This window comes from Kordia sp. E, from assembly GCF_056033805.1.
Genome location: NZ_JBRASR010000003.1, coordinates 1,343,175 through 1,361,870, shown reverse-complemented (window position 1 = coordinate 1,361,870; position 18,696 = coordinate 1,343,175). Strand labels below are relative to the sequence as shown.

Here is an 18,696-nt window from a genome sequence, read left to right as displayed (position 1 = left end):
AAATTACACTTCACATTGTAACAGTCTACGTACAAATACCTGTTTTCTTAGGGGCTTTTTCCCCTTTTTAAAAGGGGGAAAGTGTCGACGAATGGTTCTTTTACCTCTGCGAATCGACAAAAAAGAGCGTTTTTGTGTAACTTAACGATAATTTAAACGGGTAAACGATTAAATGTCTCGATTAATGGTCGACGCTATACATTTGTTTTCAGAAAGTAATAAGGGCAAAACATTACTTTCAGGCTTAAACAAACCAAATTTATCAGATTATTAACATTACAACTACTATCATTATGAAAAAATCATTATTATTAATCGCAGCAGCAGGGTTATTATTAGCATCTTGTGGATCTAACTGTATGGGAAAAGGTGTTAACTTTGCAGATACAGATGACGCTAAAGAAAACTACATCATGACAGCTGAAGACGCTTCTTGTGTAGAAGTTTACTAAGAAAAACTATCCAAATATATATACTTTTAGGTTGTAGCATTTAATGTTGCAACCTTTTTTGTTTCATACTATTTCTACAACTAATTTGTAATTAGAAATGCTTTTATAAGCTAGACAATCCTGCAATAAAAGTCAAATTACCGAATACTTACACTACACATACTCTAATTTAATACTCAATCTCACTCAAATACAACATTCACTCACACAAAAAGCTAGCTCACTAGTTTTGCTTTTTCCAGAAAATCATTAAAAGTTACTTTCGTTTCATGTAAGTCGAGAATAATCATGAAAACAAATAAAAAATGGTTTTTTATTAATTTAATAATAATTTGCATCTATTCATGTAGTGTAAAAAAACCAACTTATTACTCACAAAACACTACAAGGAAAAGCATTGTTATCGTAAATGATTCAATATTAAGATACAACGAGTTTAGAGGTTGTTTTGGAAACTCAAACACAATCAGTTACACACAAAAAGATAGTTTACTAAAAACAGCTAAGAAAACAGACATATCCAAAAAAGGTCTTTTTAGCCTTGCTACTGATTTATATGATTCAGAAGTAAAAATAAATTTAGATAGTATAGTTCTGCTAAAAACGGGAGAAGTTTTTTACGAAGCAAAATACCTAGAATCAAATAATAAACGAGAAAAGCTAAAGTTTTATATAATCTTAGATGGAAAGAAGAAAAAGATTACTAAATACAATGCAAATCGGGTTTTACAAAAAATTGATTATAAAAAGTATACAGTTATTGGTATGGATAAAGATATAGCTAACAAAAAATACGGAATTGATAAAAAATATATAACAATTGAATATGTACTAAAGCAATTCTAATAAAATTTGAAACATCATTTCGTGTAAACTTCTACAACAAATCAACTTCAAGAGATCCTTAGAAATCTAAAAAATAGTATTCAATAACTTAAATATTAGCTATTTAACACTATATTTACTTTAATTTGGATACTCAATCTCATTCAAATACAACGTTCACTCAGTCAAAAAGTTAGTTTACTAACTTTAGATTGCTCTAAAAACTATAAAAACAGTATATTAGAGGCGGAATAACCGAACCATGTAAACCACAAAATATGAAAAAATTACTCATAGTGTTACTAGTACTTTGCTCCTGCTCTACAAATGAAGAAACTGACACTTCAATTGATAGAGATTTTAATTTCCAAATAGGGAAAAGAATTACCATTGAAGGAGAAGCTGCTAATACAAAATTAGGAGCGCTTGTAATTATTAAAGATGATATTTCTGTATGGATAGATGGATTAGACAGTTGGCCACCAGAATATTATACAGATGAAAATGATGGAGAAATTGTAAGAGTTACAGGTACAATTATTGAAAGATATGATTTACCAGTATATATAGGCAAGTCAAGTGAACCTCAAAAGGGAGGAATGCCTGTATCTGCAGGAACTGATACAAATGAATCTAGTCATCGATATTTGATTCAAAATGCTACTTGGGAACTCGCTTCAGATGATTAACTATTAGAAATTAGTTATTAGCTCTAGTTTTAACTTATGATAAGAAGTGAGCGTTGAATAAAAGTTTGTATATAAATTTCATTTGAAATTAATATTACCAACGAATACCTTCAATACGCTTGCTTACTAAATAATCATTGCAACGACTAAAATGCTTATTATCAAACCAAAAACCTCTATTTGCGCTTAATGGTGATGGATGACCTGAGGTCAAGACATTATGCTTAGTTTTATCAACCTTTGCTCCTTTCTTCTTCGCATATCCGCCCCAAAGCAAAAAGACCACATTTTCTTTTTTATCAGAAATCGCTTTAATAACTGCATCTGTAAATGTTTCCCAACCTTTCTTTTGGTGACTTCCAGCTTCATGTGCTCTAACGGTCAGTGTAGCATTTAACAATAGAACTCCTTGTTTTGCCCAGCGTTCTAAGTTTCCGCTAATTGGTGGCGCAATTCCAATATCACGTTTAATCTCTTTAAATATATTTTGCAATGATGGAGGATGCGAAACGTTATCATTTACAGAAAAACACAAACCATTTGCCTGTCCAGCTCCATGATAAGGATCTTGACCAATAATCACAACTTTCAATCGATGAAACGGACAATGATCAAACGCAGCTAGAATGTCATTCCCTTTCGGAAAACATTGATTCTGTGCATATTCAGATTTTACAAAATTGATTAAATCCTTAAAATAAGGCTTTTCAAATTCATCATTCAAATGAAATTTCCAGCTTTCTTCAATTTTTATATTCATCAAATTTTATATTAAGAAGTACATATTACTATAGTCAATTTCAAAATAAACATATAAATAAGTACCTTTGCATTCGGCTAAAAATCTGTGCTGTTATGCAGGTTAAAATTAGCTCAAATTTACAATGATTAAAATACATTCCAAAACATTAGACGATTTAGAGTTTGAAACGGTTTTACAACAGGTTTCAGAACATGCAGTGACCACATACGGGAAACAAAAAATTAGTAACACACAACCTTTTCATGATAAAGAATTGCTGCTTATCAATCTGGCGTATGTAAATGAATATTTAGCGTCTTTTGAAAACGAAAACGTGATCCCAAACCATGGTTTTGACGGAATATCATTAGAAATCAAATTACTAGCGATTGAAAACAGTTTCCTGGAAATAACTGGTTTTCGTAAAATATCGGCAATTTCAAATGCCTCAAACTTACTAATTAAATTTTTCAAAAAATTTCAAGAATACTATCCAACGTTACAATCACGTGCAGAACAAATTGAATTCACAAAAGAGTTAATTACTGCAATTGATAATGTAATCAATCGTTTTGGAGAAGTAAAAGATTCAGCTTCACCGGCATTGTCTAGTATTCGGAGTGGAATTTTAAGCATTCGCGGGAAAATTAATCAGAGTTTTACTTCTGCATTGAGTAGATACAATCAAGCAGATTATTTAGATGAAATACGTGAAACAGTTGTTGACAATCGTAGAGTTTTAGCGGTAAAGGCCATGTACCGACGTAAAGTCAAAGGTGCAATCATGGGAAATTCTAAAACTGGAAGTATTGTATATATAGAACCTGAAATTACGTTACAGTATTCACGTGAGTTAACAAATTTAGAATACGAAGAAAAAGAAGAAGTTACACGTATTCTAAAAGAATTGACAAACTTTGTGCGTCCATTTGCACCACTTTTAGAAAACTATCAAGACTTTTTAAGTGATTTAGATGTAAGTTATGCAAAAGCAAAATATGCTGCTTCTATGAACGCTATTTTGCCTGAAATTAGTGAAAAACGTGAACTATTACTAAGAGATGCGTATCATCCACTACTCTATTTAACGAATAAAGAACGAAACGAGAAAACATATCCACAAACAATAGAACTTGCAAGTGATAACAGAATCATAGTTATTTCTGGACCAAATGCTGGTGGAAAAAGTATCACATTAAAAACCATTGGTTTACTACAGTTAATGTTACAAAGCGGAATGTTAGTTCCTGTACATGAACGTAGTAAAATGTGTTTGTTTGAACGAATTCTAACAGATATTGGTGACGGACAATCAATTGAAAATCATTTAAGTACGTATAGTTATCGTTTAAAACAGATGAATTATTTCTTGAAGAAGTGTAATAATAAAACACTCTTTTTGATTGATGAATTTGGTACAGGAAGTGATCCAGAATTAGGTGGCGCGTTGGCGGAAACATTCTTAGAAGTTTTCTACGAACGTGAAGCATTTGGAATCATTACAACACATTATTCAAATTTAAAATTATTAGCAAACGAATTGCCGCATGCTACCAATGCAAATATGATGTTTGACAATAAAACGTTGCAACCAGTATATCGATTAGCGTTAGGACAAGCTGGAAGTTCATTTACGTTTGAAGTTGCACAAAAAAATGGTATTCCATATAGTTTGATCAACAAAGCAAAGAAGAAAATTGAACGTGGAAAAGTGCGTTTTGATGCTACTATTGCAAAACTTCAGAAAGAACGAAGCGCAATGGAAAAAACGTCTAAACTTCTGAAGGAAGAAGAAATAAAAGCGCGTGAAGAAAACGATCGTTTAGAATTGTTGAATACAAAAACGAAATCAAAATTAGAGAGTTACCAGCAATTGTATGATCATGATAAACGTATGATTCATTTGGGAAACAAAATCAATGAGATTGCTGATCGTTATTTTGATAACAAAAAGAAACGTCCGTTGATATCTGAGTTTTTGCGTATTGTTGAAACAGAAAATTCAAAACGTAAAAAGCAAACTCCTAAAGAAAAGAAAGAACATAAAGTCAAACAAAAAGAAGCAAAAAAAGAAGTCATTCAAAAAGTAGCTGTCATTCGTGAAGAAAAGAAAGTTGAGAAAAAGAGAGCAGCCAAAAAAGAAGCTTCAAAGCCAAAACCAATCTTAAAAGTTGGTGATCGTGTTCGTATGTTAGATGGAAAAGCCGTTGGAACAATTGATAATTTAGAAAAAGGAAAAGCTACTGTGAATTATGGATTGTTTACCACTACGATCTCTGTAGATCAATTGGAATTGGTGCAAGCTAAAAAGTAGTATTCAGTTGTCAGCTCGAGCGCAGTCGAGAACCTTTTGTTATTGGTATGTTAGCTTTTGGGACTTGCAGAAAATTACTTTTTTATTTAAAATTTACCATTTTACATTTATCATTTCATTATCGTATCTTTGTACAACTGTCTTAATGCAGTAAAAAATGATTGATTCCTTACCAAAAGATAAAAAAATAGTACTGTTTGATGGCGTTTGTAATTTATGTAATAGCTTTATAAACAAGATTATTGCGCGTGATAAAAACAACGTGTTTCTTTTTGCTTCGTTACAGTCTGAAGCTGGAATTGCAATTCAAAAACACTTACAACTTGACACAACAAAACTAGATTCTGTAATTCTCTACGAACCTGGAAAAGCCTATTATCATAAATCTACAGCGGCATTGCGAATTATGAAAGAATTTGGCGGCGCTTGGTCATTAATGCAAGTTTTCATGATCTTACCAAAATTTATCCGTGATTTCGGATACAATATTGTTGCTAAATACCGCTACAAATGGTTTGGTCAAAAAGATAGCTGCATGATTCCAACTCCTGAATTGAAGGCGAAGTTTTTGTGATTATTTTCAAGTTACAATCGAGCTTCTACTCTACTTTAAAACTATATTTCTACTCATTTCATCCAAAAAAAATGCACTTGGTACACTTTTCGCTAAAAAGTAAGCAACGACTTGCATGTAGCAAACTCGAAATACTATTTTTACATTATTAAACCGAAAGAACATGAAATATTATATAAGTATTACACTATTTTTAGTAGCAACACTTACTACATTCGCACAGAAGAAAGAAAAGATAAAAGGAAATCGTGAAGTAACAACCGTTATTTATGAGCTTGATCCGTTTACAACTTTAGAAGTAAACGAAGGACTTGAAATTACCTTGCTTAGTGGAACTATATCACAAGTTGAAATAATTGCAGACGAAAATCTTCATGAAGTATTCAATATTGATGTTGTAGATGGAACGCTTAGTATTTCTACAACGAAACAAATTAGAAAGCGTAAAAAGCTAGAGATTTTTGTGACAGTTTCTGAAAACCTAAAACGAATTCATGTAGAAAATGATGCAGAATTAAAATCGTTAACGACATTAAATATTACTAAAGCAGAAATCAACGTGATGGGAAATGCAGAATTAGATTTAAAGATAAAATCTGATTCGTTAGCTATTAATAGTTATGGAAAATCAGAAGGTCGTTATGAGATTAACACAAACGAATTGATTCTTACTGCTTTTGAAGATTCAAGAGTAAAAGCAACTGTAAATGCTACTAAAGTTACGTCGCAAGTAGAGTTTGCTAATGCTAAGCTAGAAGGACAAACTGATAGTTTATTTTTGGAAGTGAAAGAAAAAGGAGAATTTATCGCGCCATTATTCAAGGCAAAAGAAATCAGTGTAACTACTACCGAACAAGCTAAAGTTGTTTTGAATGCTACAGAAAAGATTCAAATTGATGCGCATGACAACTCAGAAATTGACCTGTTAGGAAGTCCAACTTCAATTATTATGTATAAATTTGAAGAAGAAGCTGTTTTACGTAAAGTTGACGAAAACAGACAAGGATTTTTAAAGCGAATTTTCTAAATAACATCAACTTGCGTCAAACGTATTGAAGCCATATACTTTTTTTGTATTTTTGGATTCCTGTCTACACAGGAATGACAATAAGTTTACATTTCAACTCATAATTTGATGGGCACATTTTTTATCGTTTTTCTAATTTTCGGAATTTTAATTGTTGGAGGTTTTATTGTGTTGATTGCTTTTGTGATTAAAAAAACAACAGAGCCGAAAACTACCGAATTTATTGCGAATGAAAAGAAAGAGATGCATGCTAGTGTGTTGAAAAAACAAAAAGAATTAAGCCCACATAAAGGGAAATTGTATTCGCAAGTAACGGATGCTATGGTGTTTAACTATAAAAAAGCAGTTACTTATTATAAGCTTTCTGGAACTATTTTTAATGAAAATCGAAAACCCATTGTTGCTTTTGAACGTATTGAACGTGGTGGACACACAAAAGGACATATGTATGCAATGACCAAAAAAGCAGTACTCTATTTCGATTTTACAGGGTTGGAAGCTATGTTTTATTACAATGATGAATTTTTAGGGCGATTTGATAAATCTGGGACAATCTATAATAAAGATAGTCAGTCAATTGGTAAGGCAAAACATCCTATAAAAGTTTCTTTTCAAATAGATTTTTTCAAAAGATCAAACCATCGTGTTGGTGAAGGATTGTTTCCATTGATTTTAAACGGAAGACAATTGGCTACTATTAATGTAGCGCCAAACTATGATGATATTGCCTATAACCCTTCCGTGAGTAGTGTTTTTGATGACTTAGGGTTTGGAACACCAATCATTACACTTTCAGAAAATGAACAACCAACTCCTGAAGAAGAAAAATGGTTGCTTGCATTTGCTATTTATGAAACCGCTTTTCATGGACATTGGTTAATTCCCTAATTGAAGAACCTAGTTTACTCATTCATAATTTTAATACAATTGTATTTGTTGTAGTTTGGACACAATAAATTGATACTATTTTATGAAAAAACATCTTTACATATGCTGTATATTTTTTCTAGTTTCTTTATACACAAAGGCACAAGAGAAAACAGCGTCTAACACATCAACTGCTCATAAAAGTACGTATGTAACCATTTTTGAACATTTACAAGATGAAGAACTGTTTCGTATAGACTTTACTTCTTCTGGCTGTTTTCATAGTGTAAAAGAAATAATGGTTATTAAAAAAGCAAAGGACATATATTATGTTGTATTTGAAGATTTCATAAAAATACTTACTACTCATGATATAAAAGCAATTCAGAAGTTTGAAAAAGGATTGACAAGAGCACATGACCATGGTTGTACTACAGTTGATACATATTTAATTACGCATAACGAAAAACAACAAATGATTTCTGATGGTAGCTGTCGTTGGAATGGATATTACGATTTAAAAAAAGCATTAGGTTTTAACGAACAATGATTATCATGAGAAAAATAATTCTTTTATGTAGCTGTATATTATTTCAATTTGTACAAAGTCAAGAAACCAACTTTGGCAAAGCAGAAATTTCATCTAATATTGCTGACTTTACTGCAGATGATAAGTATAACCGATTTGACAATGGTTATTATAATTATGAAAATTTAAAAAAGTTTAGTGCAGAAAAGAAAGGTGATATAATCATTTTTAGATATTTGCATAGTAGTGGTTTTTCAGGTTTTAGTATTGAAATTCATATTGATCAAAATTTAACGATTACCAAAGCTACGTATGCGGCTAGTGGTTGCACCTATCGTCATAACACAAAAGCCACAAAAATTACTTTGCAATTAAACCAAAATCCTTTTGAAAAATTACAAGGAATACAAGGTCAGTTTGAATTGAAATTTAAGAAAAAGCGATTTATAACTGTAAACGAAAATGCAAATTTACAGAGATATGTCTTTCATGGAAAATTCAAATTATTTAATACCGAAGACTCTTTTGACATAAACGCACAAAAGCAGAATGCTGTTGTTTTAGACATGCGAAAAGGAAATACTAATACTTATTCTTTTACTTCTATAGATAACGTATATATCTACCCAAATCATAAACCTGTTATAAATAATAAAACGACTTTAATTAACGCTATCAAAAAACTGAATATCAAATTACCAAAGTCCATATTTTGCAGGTTGCAATTAAATAAAGATGGTTCTATAAAAAAAATCTCAGCAAGTCATTATAAAATGTCTAGAGAAGATCAAGTAGTATTAAATAAGTTTTTGTCAAATTTCAAATTAGACTACACTAGTGCTCGGAATAATGGTAAACTGGTTTCTTACAACGGTACTATTTTTCTAGATCTTCAATAAAATAAAACGCCAACTAAATAATTAATTGACGTTTTATGATAGTTTCCCTAAAACTATTTGTTGTTTTTAAGTTTTAATAGTGATCAGGACAACAAAAACCTCCACTACTACAAGCCCAGTTTGGAGGGCAATCTGAATCTCTATCACAATGAATCATGATTCCTCCATTAATTTTTGATTGCTTGTCTTTACTAAGTGTTTCTGCGTTTTCTACGTTTACGATTTTTTTTAACATGATGTTTATTTTTTGATGACCCCTACTCTATTGAGGCTTTTCAGGTAGCGCCTATTTTGTTTTTTAAATGTAGGTAGAAACATCGTTCAAATTGTCAATCCCTATAAGTGTTGACAGATTGCTTGTTTAAATTTATAAAAATGAAAGATTGCTATCTATTGATTATTATGTCAAATAAAAAAAGTAGCATAGAAGCTAGTTTTACAGAATTTATGATTTTCTTAAAATAAAATGACATCTATAACTTTATCTTTCAGGAAAATACACAGATGAAAAAAATAATATTCATATATCTAATCATATTTGCACAATGTTTATATAGTCAGGAAAAAAATGTAAGAACTGTAGAAATCTTACCCGATGCGCTAGCAGAATTCACGTCAGATGATGTATACAACCGATTTGATAATGGATATTATAATTTGGGAAATCTTAAAAAATTTGAGGTTGAAAAAACAGCAACGGAAATTATTTTAAAATGTGTTAACTCTGGTGGATCGTATGGGTATTCAATTAAAATTCATCTTGCTAAAGATTTAACTATTACAAAAGCTATTTTCAATGAAAGTGGTTGTTTATTCCAGAATTCAACAGAAATTACTAATGTTAATTTGGTATTAAATCAAAACCCTTTTGAAAGTATAGAAGGTTTACAAGGACAGTTTGAATTGAATTTTGATAAATCATCTATTAAAATTATAAATAGTGAACATGGAACAAAAAGACATTTGTTTCATGGGAAATTTAAAAGGTTTAGTAATGAAGAGGTATTTGATATTCACGATAAAAACCAATCTAAAATAAGAAAAAAAACATATCTAAGTAATACAGATTCTTATCAATTTACTGCTATAGATGGTATTTATTTGAACCCAGAAAAAGAACCTGTTCTTAAGAATTTACCAAAGTTAGAAAAAGAAATTACTGCATTAAACGTTACAGTTACTAGATCACTAGTGTTTTACTTCAGATTAGATAAAGATGGAGCTATTAATGAATTTCATATTCCTTGGACTACTATAAGAAGTAAAGAAGAGCGAGAAAAAGTTGCAAAGTTACTAGCGGATTTTAAGTTTGAATATACATACGCGTATAATGAAGGGAAAACTGTTCCATATCAAGGAATGATCCGTTTAAAAGTAAAATAATATAAAAAAAGGATTCTGGTTTTAGCAGAATCCTTTTTTCTATTTGTTATAAATGGTATAATAGATTTCTTTAAAATAATCCTATTTGTCCATCATCAGACGGTTTGTCTTCGCCTTCAGCACCTTTTACCGTTTCTTCATCTACCACTTCTATTTCTTCTGCAGGAACCTCTTTTTCTTCTTCATAAGGCAATGACTCTAAGGTATTAACTTGTCTAATTTTATCAGTAGTTAATTGATTTCCAAGAGCTTTTACACCTTTTACAGAAATAAACTCTTCTAAATTTACTTCTAAATTTGGCCTTTGATCTTTTCCACGTTGTTTGTAGAAAACAATTTCTGCCATTGGTCGCCAATCGGTCATTACTATTTCTAGTTGCGATTTTGGATGATCGGTAATGAAATGCTCTACTTTAGATGTGCTTTCAACCAAGAAACGTTTTACGTAGTAACGTTCTTTTTCTCCATCAAAATAAATAGCTGAAATTGGTTTTTTAGGATTCCATTTTTCCAATACAATCATATCATTCCCAAAATGTGCAGTCAATTCTGGTAAAATAGTTTTCATTTCACCTTTTTGATTGATTATTAGTAAGCGATCTTCACCTCTAAACTCACCTATTAATTCTCCTCTCTCATCAACATTTAAACGCTGAACAGTATCATCAAACCATATTTTACGTGGTTTTAAAGTAGAAACTCCTTTTTCTTTAAGTTCAATACGTTTGATAGAATATTTCGTAACAATATTTCCTTTTACGCCTCTACCTTTAATAGATAAATCAGCAAAATCAATATCCCATTTTAACTTTTTAATGCTTCCTGCTTGACGTAACAAGATGGTAACAATTTCTGCTTCTCCATTTGGATTTGCAGAGAAATACGTTGCCATAGAACCTTTCGTTCCTCGCGTTAAATCGTATTCCTTGTCACGCGTAATACTTGTAATGGCAAAACGTTTTATATAACTTGGACCACTTTTTCCATCACGATAAATCATGTTGTAAATGGTACGTTTATCTTTTTTCTTGAAGATAGCAACATGAATGATATTTTTACCAATAAATGTTTTTGAATCAACACGTGTGACTTGCATTTTTCCTTCACGCGTAAATACAATAATATCATCAATATCAGCACAATCAGTTACATATTCATCTTTACGAAGTGAAGTTCCAATGAAACCTTCTTCCCTATTTACATAGAGTTTTGTATTACGAATGACAACTTTTCGCGCATCAACATCATCAAATATTCTGATTTCAGTTTTACGTTCTTTACCTTCACCGTATTGCTTTTTTAATCGTGTAAAATAATCAATTGCATACGTGATCAAATTTTCTAAATGATGTCTTACTTGTGCTATAGATTCTTCTAAAGCATCAATTTTTTGCTGTGCTTTATCGATGTCAAATTTAGAAATACGCTTGATTCGGATTTCTGTCAAACGTGTAATATCTTCTACTGTAACAACACGTTTTAGATGTTTTATATGTGGTTTTAATCCTTCATCAATTGCATTGATTACACCTTCCCAAGTCTCTTCTTCTTCAATTTCACGATAGATTCTGTTTTCTATGAAAATTCGCTCTAAGGAAGCAAAGTGCCATTGTTCTTGCAATTCTCCTAATTGAATTTCTAATTCTGCTTTTAACAATTCAACTGAATGATCCGTTGAACGACGCAACATTTCTGAAACTCCTATAAATAAAGGCTTATTATCATAAATAATACAACCTAGTGGCGATATAGAACTTTCACAATTTGTAAAAGCATACAACGCATCAATTGTTTTATCTGGAGAGATATTGTTTGGCAAATGCACTAAAATTTCAACATCTGCTGCTGTATTATCTTCAATTTTCTTAATCTTGATTTTCCCTTTGTCATTTGCCTTTAGAATTGATTCTATTAAAGACGTTGTATTTGTTCCAAAAGGAATTTCAGTAATGACTAAGGTGTTTTTTTCTAAATGAGAAATCTTTGCTCTCACACGTACTTTTCCACCACGCAAACCATCATTATAGTTAGTTGCGTCCATGATTCCTGAAGTTGGAAAATCAGGCAGAATAACGAACTTTTTCCCTTGTAAATGTTTTATGGAAGCGTCTATTAACTCTAAAAAGTTGTGCGGTAATATTTTGGTAGATAAACCTACAGCAATTCCTTCAGCTCCTTGTGCTAGTAGCATTGGAAACTTTACCGGAAGATTGACTGGTTCATTTTTACGACCATCATACGATTGTTGCCAATCTGTAATTTTTGGACTGAATACAACATCCAATGCAAATTTTGATAAACGCGCTTCAATATAACGTGAAGCTGCTGCTCTATCACCTGTGAGAATGTTTCCCCAGTTTCCTTGCATATCAATCAGTAAATCCTTTTGACCAATTTGGACCATTGCATCTGCAATACTTGCGTCACCATGTGGATGATACTGCATGGTATGACCAACAATATTCGCTACTTTATTGTAACGCCCATCATCTAAATCCTTCATCGAATGCATGATACGACGTTGCACAGGCTTAAATCCATCTTCAATTGCGGGAACTGCTCTTTCTAAAATTACATAAGAGGCATAGTCCAAAAACCAATCCTTGTACATGCCTGTAACTTTGGTAATAGTATCTTGAGGATTGTTTTCTTCTTGCTGATTTTCAGCATGTAATTCGTTATTTTCTTCTTCCATTAAGAAATTGCGTTATTATGCTTTAAGACTTTGTCTAATGATTGCTTTAATGCTTTCTTTTTTCTACTACTCAATAATGAAATATTGAACTGTAATCGTTTTACTCCTTTATTTTTTGATTTAATATAGATGTAAAGTTTACAGGAAAATATATAATTCTGTATGCGATACCGTTTTAGTTTTTCTTTTGGAAATTCAGCTCGTTGTTCTCTATAATTGATAAAGTTTGAGATAAATAATCCTTTATTAATAAACGTTAATACATTTCCATCACTATCAAATTCAAAATATTTTGCGCTACTGTAAACATTTCCAAGAATAAATATTAATAGTATAGGAATTACATACCATAATTTTACTTGATTAAATTCATCCTGAAAAAACATAAAGAACAGTACCATTACAATACTTCCCAATCCTAAAAAAAAGTATAGAAAAGGAATCCATTTTTTTGATTTTGCGTTACTAAACCGCATATACCCGACTATTTTTCTTCTACAAGGTCTAACTCTACCTTTAGATTATTAATAATAAATTCTTGTCTGTTAGGGGTATTTTTTCCCATGTAGAATTTTAATAATTCTTCAATGGATGTTTCACGATCTAGCATGATTGGGTCTAAGCGAATGTCATCTCCTATGAAATGTTTGAATTCATCAGGTGAGATTTCACCCAATCCTTTAAATCGTGTGATTTCTGGTTTCCCAGATAATTTTAATATGGCGGTCTGTTTTTCTTCTTGACTATAACAGTAAAATGTTTCTTTTTTGTTTCGAACTCTAAATAATGGTGTTTGCAAAATGTACAAATGTCCTTCTTTTATTAATTCTGGAAAGAACTGTAAAAAGAAAGTGATTAAAAGTAATCGAATGTGCATTCCATCTACATCGGCATCAGTTGCAATTACAATATTATTGTAACGCAAATCCTCCATAGATTCTTCAATGTTTAAAGCTGCTTGCAATAGATTGAATTCTTCATTTTCATATACAATCTTTTTAGACATTGCATAGCAATTCAACGGTTTTCCACGCAAACTGAATACCGCTTGCGTATTTACATCTCTGGATTTTGTGATAGAACCCGAAGCTGAATCTCCCTCGGTAATAAACAACGTAGATTCTAAACGTCTATCTTTTTTAATATCGCCTAAATGCACTCTACAATCACGAAGCTTTTTATTGTGCAAATTTGATTTTTTAGCACGTTCTTTTGCTAACTTTCTAATTCCAGATAATTCTTTACGTTCACGTTCTGCTTGCAGAATTTTACGTTGTAATTTATCAGCTGTATCTGGGTTTTTATGTAAATAGTTGTCTAAGTATTTACCAACGAAATCATTAATATAACTACGAACCGTTGGTAACTTTCCACCCATTTCGGTAGAACCTAATTTTGTTTTTGTTTGCGATTCAAAAATTGGTTCCATTACTTTTATACTAACGGCAGAAATAATTGATTTACGCACATCAGATGCTTCAAAGCTTTTTCCGTAGAAATCACGGATTGTTTTTACAATTGCTTCTCTAAATGCAGCTTGATGCGTTCCACCTTGAGTGGTATGTTGTCCATTAACAAACGAATGATATTCTTCGCTATATTGGGTTTTACTATGTGTTATTGCTACTTCAATGTCATCACCTTCTAAGTGAATAATTGGATATAGCATATCATCTTTATTGTTGTTGTCTTCTAAAAGATCTTTTAAACCATTTTCAGAAAAGAATTTTTCACCATTAAAAATAATCGTTAATCCTCTATTTAGATAGACATAATTACGAAGCATTTTTGCAACATATTCAGTTCTAAATTTATAATTCTTAAAGATAACTTCATCAGGAATAAACGTAACTTTGGTTCCGCGTCTTCTAGAAGTTTCATCTAAAAACTCTTGATCCGTTAAATTCCCTTGGGCAAATTCGGCTGCACTCGATTTTCCATCACGAGACGATTCAACTCTAAAGTAAGAAGATAATGCATTTACTGCTTTTGTACCAACTCCATTTAATCCTACAGATTTTTTAAAAGCTTTAGAATCGTACTTTCCTCCTGTGTTCATTTTGGAAACTACATCTACAACTTTTCCTAATGGAATTCCACGACCATAATCTCGAACAATTACCTTGGTTCCTTGGATAGAAACTTCTATCGTTCTCCCTGCTCCCATTACATATTCATCGATAGAGTTATCAAGTACCTCTTTTACAAGAATATAGATACCATCGTCAGCAGACGAACCATCACCCAATTTCCCGATATACATTCCAGGACGCATACGGATATGCTCTTTCCAGTCAAGTGAACGTATATTATCTTCGGTATATTGTGTGTTTTCTGCCATCGAATGAGGTGCTATTAGGGTTTGACGCTAATATACTATTTAGATTCAAAAAATAAAACCTGAACGCCTGAAAATAATCAACAAAAAGCACACTATTTTTGTGAATAGTGCGCTTTTTTAAAGGTATTATGAAGTATTTGTATTATTCTGACCAATAACTAAGTGTTACGACAATGAATCCATCGTTTCCAACTAAGCTTGGATCTAGTGTTATTGTAACACTTGAAGCACCGTCAAAATAACCATCATAGGCATCAAAACGATACGTTCCTGCTGGTAAGTTTCTAAAGATGTTAAAGTCGTAGTAATCTGGATAAATAGTTACTCCAGTACCTTGATTTGTAGCTGCATATCCAGGCAATGTTGTTGCTGGAACTGATGCTCCTGTGCGCTCATCAACTAATTCAATACGAACATTGTAAACCGTTGCTACAGCTTTTAAATCAGTTGCTTCCGTTTTAATTTCTTTCGCTAAGTTAATTTGATTGTTTAGTAAACTTCTGATTTCACGGATTAATTGACGTGCTGTGTTTCTGTCATTTTGCTGAATGGCAGTTTGTAAAGCAGCACTTTTGTTACGCACAAAATCTTCGTTTCCTTCAATGGTAGAAGCTTTACTTTGGATACTTGTAGGATCAATGTTGTTGTTTCCTTGTGCAGCTTGGCCAATATAATAGTTTACTTCATCACTGAATTCTTCTACAACTTCCATGCTTCCATCCATAATTTGAAGATAGGTAGCAACATCTGCATTGACATTGTTGTTTACTAAATAATCAACTGTTAAAGTTTTTAAAGCAGCTTTTACCCTTTTTGCTTCAATTCGGATCACTTCTGCTGAATCGAATGTTTCATCCAAATCATCGATTACAGATTGTTGTGCTTGCGTATTCATAACGAATAGCATGAGCATTGCACTGAGTGCAAACGTAATTTTTTTCATGATTAAATAATTTATTTGGTTACCATGCTAAATTACGACTGAAATGTATCTAAATCATTACTGTTATATTATAAAAATCTTAATGTTTTATCATACTTTTTAAGGTTATTTTGTCTGAATTGTGCTGTTAATTTAAAACAATATTAATTTTAAAGTTTCTTTTTCTTTAGATTGATCAATACAATTCCCGAAATAACTATTAGTGCTCCAAAATATTGTAGAAGACTCAATTTTTCATTTAAAAATATAACTGCAAGAATTATTGTAGAAATTGGTCCTATTGCAGCAATAATAGCAAAATTTGAAGAGCTGATATGTTTTATAGATTCTGAAACTAAAAATGAAGGAATAACAGTAGCAAACAGTGCGATGAAGAATCCTAATAGATATACTTCCCACGGAAAATTGAATAGATCAAAACTTCCCGCTATTCCGTAATGAATAAATACACATATACAAGATACCAACATGACATATGTTGTAAACTTTATAACTCCAAATTTTGGAATCAACCAGCCACTTCCTACTAGGTAAGACGCGTATGTGAATGCACTTAACAAGATAAATGCGCCTCCAATGTATGTGTCGGCACCTGAAAATTGAACTTCTTGCCCAAACGCAATGATGATTCCTATATAGGTAACACTAATTGCTAATAACTGCTTTGATGATATTTTTGTTTTTAGAAAAAATCGATTTAAGAGTAATACAATTGTGGGATATAAAAATAAAATAATTCGCTCAAGACTAGCTTTTATATAGGTAAGCCCAATAAAATCAAACAAACTTGCTAGATAATAGCCTACAAAACCAAACACAATTATCCATAAATAATCTTTCGTTGTTGTAGATATTGGATTTTCTTTGTTTCTGTATAGATATGCTATAATCAGGTATATCGGAAAAGAAAAAAGCATTCTTAGTAATAAAGCATCTAAAAAATCGACCTCATAGTTATAAATTAATTTAACCATTACAGCTTTTGAAGAAAACAGTATAATTCCTAAAATACCTATACTTACTCCATATATAAAGGTTCTATTAGATTTCATTCGACAAAAGTATTATAAGTTTATATAACTCAATTGTTAACTAAATTCATATTACAATACTCAAACATATAAATGGGTAATAAAAGCAAAAAACCTTCAAATTCAATTTGAAGGTTTTAAGATACTATTTTGTTAATCTATATTTTACAATATTAAACATTGAATAAGAAGTGCATTACGTCTCCATCATTCACAACATACGTTTTTCCTTCTACAGAAAGCTTTCCAGCTTCTTTTACTTTAGGCTCACTTCCGTATGTTACATAATCATCATATTTGATAACTTCTGCACGGATGAATCCTTTTTCAAAGTCTGTATGAATAACTCCAGCTGCTTGTGGCGCTGTAGCTCCAATAGGAATTGTCCAAGCGCGAACTTCTTTCACTCCTGCTGTAAAGTATGTTTGTAGATTTAATAGTTTATATGCTGAACGAATTAAACGAGAAACTCCTGCTTCTTCCAATCCGATATCTTCTAAGAATAGTTGACGTTCTTCATAGTCTTCTAATTCTGCAATATCTGCTTCAGTTCCAACTGCTAATACAATAATTTCAGCATCTTCATCTTTTATAGCTTTGCGTACAGAATCAACATATGCATTTCCAGATTTGGCCGAAGCTTCATCTACATTACATACATATAAAATTGGTTTTGCTGTCAATAATTGAAAACCTTTCATTAATTCTTGCTCATCTTCAGTAACTTTTACAGCTCTTGCAGATATTCCTTGTTCTAAAGCTTCTTTGAATTTACCAAGTGTTGCTTCTTCTTTTTGTGCTTCTTTATTTCCTGTCCTTGCAGCTCTTTTTACCTTTTCTAAACGTTTTTCAACAGTTTCAAGATCTTTTAGTTGCAATTCGATATCAATCGTTTCTTTGTCTCTGATTGGATCAACAGTTTCATCAACATGAATGATATTATTATCATCAAAACAACGTAAAACATGCATAATTGCATTACACTCACGAATGTTTCCAAGAAATTGATTTCCTAGACCTTCACCTTTACTTGCTCCACGAACTAAACCAGCAATATCAACGATTTCAACCGTTGCAGGCATAACACGTTCTGGGTTTACCAATTCTTCTAACTTTTCAATTCGTGCATCAGGTACATTTACAACGCCTAAGTTTGGTTCAATTGTACAAAATGGAAAGTTTGCGCTTTGTGCTTTTGCATTCGACAAACAGTTAAATAAGGTTGATTTTCCAACATTTGGCAATCCTACAATTCCAGCTTTCATGTGTTATTTTTTGATAAAAATTTTCGTGCTGCAAATATACTATTTATGTGTAGATATTATAATTTATTTTTAGACAACTTAGATGTTTGAGATTGTTGGGTGCTGAGTGAGATTAAAGTT

At 31.5% G+C, this 18,696-nt stretch carries 18 protein-coding genes; 10 read left to right on the top strand and 8 right to left on the bottom strand.

Annotated features, from left to right (window positions below):
- Positions 1–293 precede the first annotated feature (293 nt).
- From ACUUYC_RS18870 to ACUUYC_RS18860, 3 genes are all read left to right on the top strand, one after another.
- Positions 294–452 carry a hypothetical protein gene (locus ACUUYC_RS18870; protein ID WP_298420947.1) on the top strand — a complete coding sequence of 53 codons (159 nt, stop codon included), beginning with the start codon at positions 294–296 and terminating at the stop codon, positions 450–452.
- Between the two features lie 288 nt (positions 453–740).
- Entirely contained in the window at positions 741–1,298 is a 558-nt protein-coding gene (locus tag ACUUYC_RS18865; protein ID WP_474268293.1) for a hypothetical protein, read from the top strand.
- Positions 1,299–1,555: 257 nt separating this feature from the next.
- Positions 1,556–1,966 (top strand): hypothetical protein, encoded by a 411-nt coding sequence (locus ACUUYC_RS18860; protein ID WP_474268291.1) that lies wholly within the window; start codon positions 1,556–1,558, stop codon positions 1,964–1,966.
- Between the two features lie 94 nt (positions 1,967–2,060).
- On the opposite strand, the gene ACUUYC_RS18855 is transcribed toward ACUUYC_RS18860, so the two are convergent.
- Positions 2,061–2,726, bottom strand: a complete 666-nt coding sequence (locus tag ACUUYC_RS18855; RefSeq protein WP_474268289.1) for a uracil-DNA glycosylase — start codon at positions 2,724–2,726, stop codon at positions 2,061–2,063.
- Positions 2,727–2,850: 124 nt separating this feature from the next.
- On the opposite strand from ACUUYC_RS18855, the gene ACUUYC_RS18850 reads away from it, so the two are divergent.
- From ACUUYC_RS18850 to ACUUYC_RS18825, 6 genes are all read left to right on the top strand, one after another.
- Complete coding sequence (locus ACUUYC_RS18850) at positions 2,851–5,022, top strand: endonuclease MutS2 (RefSeq protein ID WP_474268287.1); 2,172 nt, start codon at positions 2,851–2,853, stop codon at positions 5,020–5,022.
- Between the two features lie 157 nt (positions 5,023–5,179).
- A complete protein-coding gene (locus ACUUYC_RS18845) occupies positions 5,180–5,596 on the top strand; it encodes a thiol-disulfide oxidoreductase DCC family protein (protein WP_474268285.1) in 417 nt (138 codons plus the stop codon).
- 163 nt (positions 5,597–5,759) lie between these two features.
- Positions 5,760–6,623 carry a GIN domain-containing protein gene (locus tag ACUUYC_RS18840; RefSeq protein ID WP_474268283.1) on the top strand — a complete coding sequence of 288 codons (864 nt, stop codon included), beginning with the start codon at positions 5,760–5,762 and terminating at the stop codon, positions 6,621–6,623.
- A gap of 108 nt (positions 6,624–6,731) precedes the next feature.
- Positions 6,732–7,511 carry a hypothetical protein gene (locus tag ACUUYC_RS18835; RefSeq protein ID WP_474268281.1) on the top strand — a complete coding sequence of 260 codons (780 nt, stop codon included), beginning with the start codon at positions 6,732–6,734 and terminating at the stop codon, positions 7,509–7,511.
- Between the two features lie 82 nt (positions 7,512–7,593).
- Entirely contained in the window at positions 7,594–8,040 is a 447-nt protein-coding gene (locus ACUUYC_RS18830; RefSeq protein ID WP_474268279.1) for a hypothetical protein, read from the top strand.
- A gap of 5 nt (positions 8,041–8,045) precedes the next feature.
- Positions 8,046–8,918: a hypothetical protein gene (locus tag ACUUYC_RS18825; RefSeq protein ID WP_474268277.1), complete on the top strand. Its 873-nt coding sequence runs from the start codon at positions 8,046–8,048 to the stop codon at positions 8,916–8,918.
- A 73-nt stretch (positions 8,919–8,991) separates the two neighbouring features.
- Here ACUUYC_RS18825 and ACUUYC_RS18820 read toward each other — a convergent pair whose 3' ends face one another.
- Complete coding sequence (locus tag ACUUYC_RS18820) at positions 8,992–9,153, bottom strand: hypothetical protein (protein WP_474268275.1); 162 nt, start codon at positions 9,151–9,153, stop codon at positions 8,992–8,994.
- Between the two features lie 269 nt (positions 9,154–9,422).
- Between ACUUYC_RS18820 and ACUUYC_RS18815 the strand changes: the two genes are divergently transcribed.
- The gene (locus ACUUYC_RS18815; RefSeq protein WP_474268273.1) at positions 9,423–10,301 is read left to right on the top strand and encodes a hypothetical protein; all 879 of its coding nucleotides are present in this window, start codon (positions 9,423–9,425) and stop codon (positions 10,299–10,301) included.
- Between the two features lie 70 nt (positions 10,302–10,371).
- Here the strand turns inward: ACUUYC_RS18815 and ACUUYC_RS18810 are convergent, their stop codons facing one another.
- The 6 genes from ACUUYC_RS18810 to ychF form a co-directional block, all read right to left on the bottom strand.
- Positions 10,372–12,996: a DNA gyrase/topoisomerase IV subunit A gene (locus ACUUYC_RS18810; protein ID WP_474268272.1), complete on the bottom strand. Its 2,625-nt coding sequence runs from the start codon at positions 12,994–12,996 to the stop codon at positions 10,372–10,374.
- Positions 12,996–13,472: a hypothetical protein gene (locus ACUUYC_RS18805; protein WP_474268270.1), complete on the bottom strand. Its 477-nt coding sequence runs from the start codon at positions 13,470–13,472 to the stop codon at positions 12,996–12,998. Before ACUUYC_RS18805 ends, ACUUYC_RS18810 begins: the two co-directional genes overlap by 1 nt.
- A gap of 8 nt (positions 13,473–13,480) precedes the next feature.
- Complete coding sequence (locus ACUUYC_RS18800; RefSeq protein ID WP_474268268.1) at positions 13,481–15,337, bottom strand: DNA topoisomerase IV subunit B; 1,857 nt, start codon at positions 15,335–15,337, stop codon at positions 13,481–13,483.
- Between the two features lie 142 nt (positions 15,338–15,479).
- Positions 15,480–16,280, bottom strand: coding sequence for a hypothetical protein (locus ACUUYC_RS18795; RefSeq protein WP_474268266.1), 801 nt, complete (start codon positions 16,278–16,280; stop codon positions 15,480–15,482).
- A gap of 149 nt (positions 16,281–16,429) precedes the next feature.
- On the bottom strand, positions 16,430–17,332 hold the full coding sequence (locus ACUUYC_RS18790) for a DMT family transporter (RefSeq protein WP_474268265.1): 903 nt from the start codon (positions 17,330–17,332) through the stop codon (positions 16,430–16,432).
- Positions 17,333–17,484: 152 nt separating this feature from the next.
- Positions 17,485–18,576: a redox-regulated ATPase YchF gene (gene ychF, locus ACUUYC_RS18785; protein WP_474268263.1), complete on the bottom strand. Its 1,092-nt coding sequence runs from the start codon at positions 18,574–18,576 to the stop codon at positions 17,485–17,487.
- Positions 18,577–18,696: the final 120 nt, after the last annotated feature.

Bases quoted from the DNA above. Each gene is read 5' to 3' on its own strand.
- ACUUYC_RS18870 (WP_298420947.1), top strand. From the start codon at position 294: ATGAAAAAATCATTATTATTAATCGCAGCAGCAGGGTTATTATTAGCA.
- ACUUYC_RS18865 (WP_474268293.1), top strand. From the start codon at position 741: ATGAAAACAAATAAAAAATGGTTTTTTATTAATTTAATAATAATTTGC.
- ACUUYC_RS18860 (WP_474268291.1), top strand. From the start codon at position 1,556: ATGAAAAAATTACTCATAGTGTTACTAGTACTTTGCTCCTGCTCTACA.
- ACUUYC_RS18855 (WP_474268289.1), bottom strand. From the start codon at position 2,726: ATGAATATAAAAATTGAAGAAAGCTGGAAATTTCATTTGAATGATGAA.
- ACUUYC_RS18850 (WP_474268287.1), top strand. From the start codon at position 2,851: ATGATTAAAATACATTCCAAAACATTAGACGATTTAGAGTTTGAAACG.
- ACUUYC_RS18845 (WP_474268285.1), top strand. From the start codon at position 5,180: ATGATTGATTCCTTACCAAAAGATAAAAAAATAGTACTGTTTGATGGC.
- ACUUYC_RS18840 (WP_474268283.1), top strand. From the start codon at position 5,760: ATGAAATATTATATAAGTATTACACTATTTTTAGTAGCAACACTTACT.
- ACUUYC_RS18835 (WP_474268281.1), top strand. From the start codon at position 6,732: ATGGGCACATTTTTTATCGTTTTTCTAATTTTCGGAATTTTAATTGTT.
- ACUUYC_RS18830 (WP_474268279.1), top strand. From the start codon at position 7,594: ATGAAAAAACATCTTTACATATGCTGTATATTTTTTCTAGTTTCTTTA.
- ACUUYC_RS18825 (WP_474268277.1), top strand. From the start codon at position 8,046: ATGAGAAAAATAATTCTTTTATGTAGCTGTATATTATTTCAATTTGTA.
- ACUUYC_RS18820 (WP_474268275.1), bottom strand. From the start codon at position 9,153: ATGTTAAAAAAAATCGTAAACGTAGAAAACGCAGAAACACTTAGTAAA.
- ACUUYC_RS18815 (WP_474268273.1), top strand. From the start codon at position 9,423: ATGAAAAAAATAATATTCATATATCTAATCATATTTGCACAATGTTTA.
- ACUUYC_RS18810 (WP_474268272.1), bottom strand. From the start codon at position 12,996: ATGGAAGAAGAAAATAACGAATTACATGCTGAAAATCAGCAAGAAGAA.
- ACUUYC_RS18805 (WP_474268270.1), bottom strand. From the start codon at position 13,472: ATGCGGTTTAGTAACGCAAAATCAAAAAAATGGATTCCTTTTCTATAC.
- ACUUYC_RS18800 (WP_474268268.1), bottom strand. From the start codon at position 15,337: ATGGCAGAAAACACACAATATACCGAAGATAATATACGTTCACTTGAC.
- ACUUYC_RS18795 (WP_474268266.1), bottom strand. From the start codon at position 16,280: ATGAAAAAAATTACGTTTGCACTCAGTGCAATGCTCATGCTATTCGTT.
- ACUUYC_RS18790 (WP_474268265.1), bottom strand. From the start codon at position 17,332: ATGAAATCTAATAGAACCTTTATATATGGAGTAAGTATAGGTATTTTA.
- ychF (WP_474268263.1), bottom strand. From the start codon at position 18,576: ATGAAAGCTGGAATTGTAGGATTGCCAAATGTTGGAAAATCAACCTTA.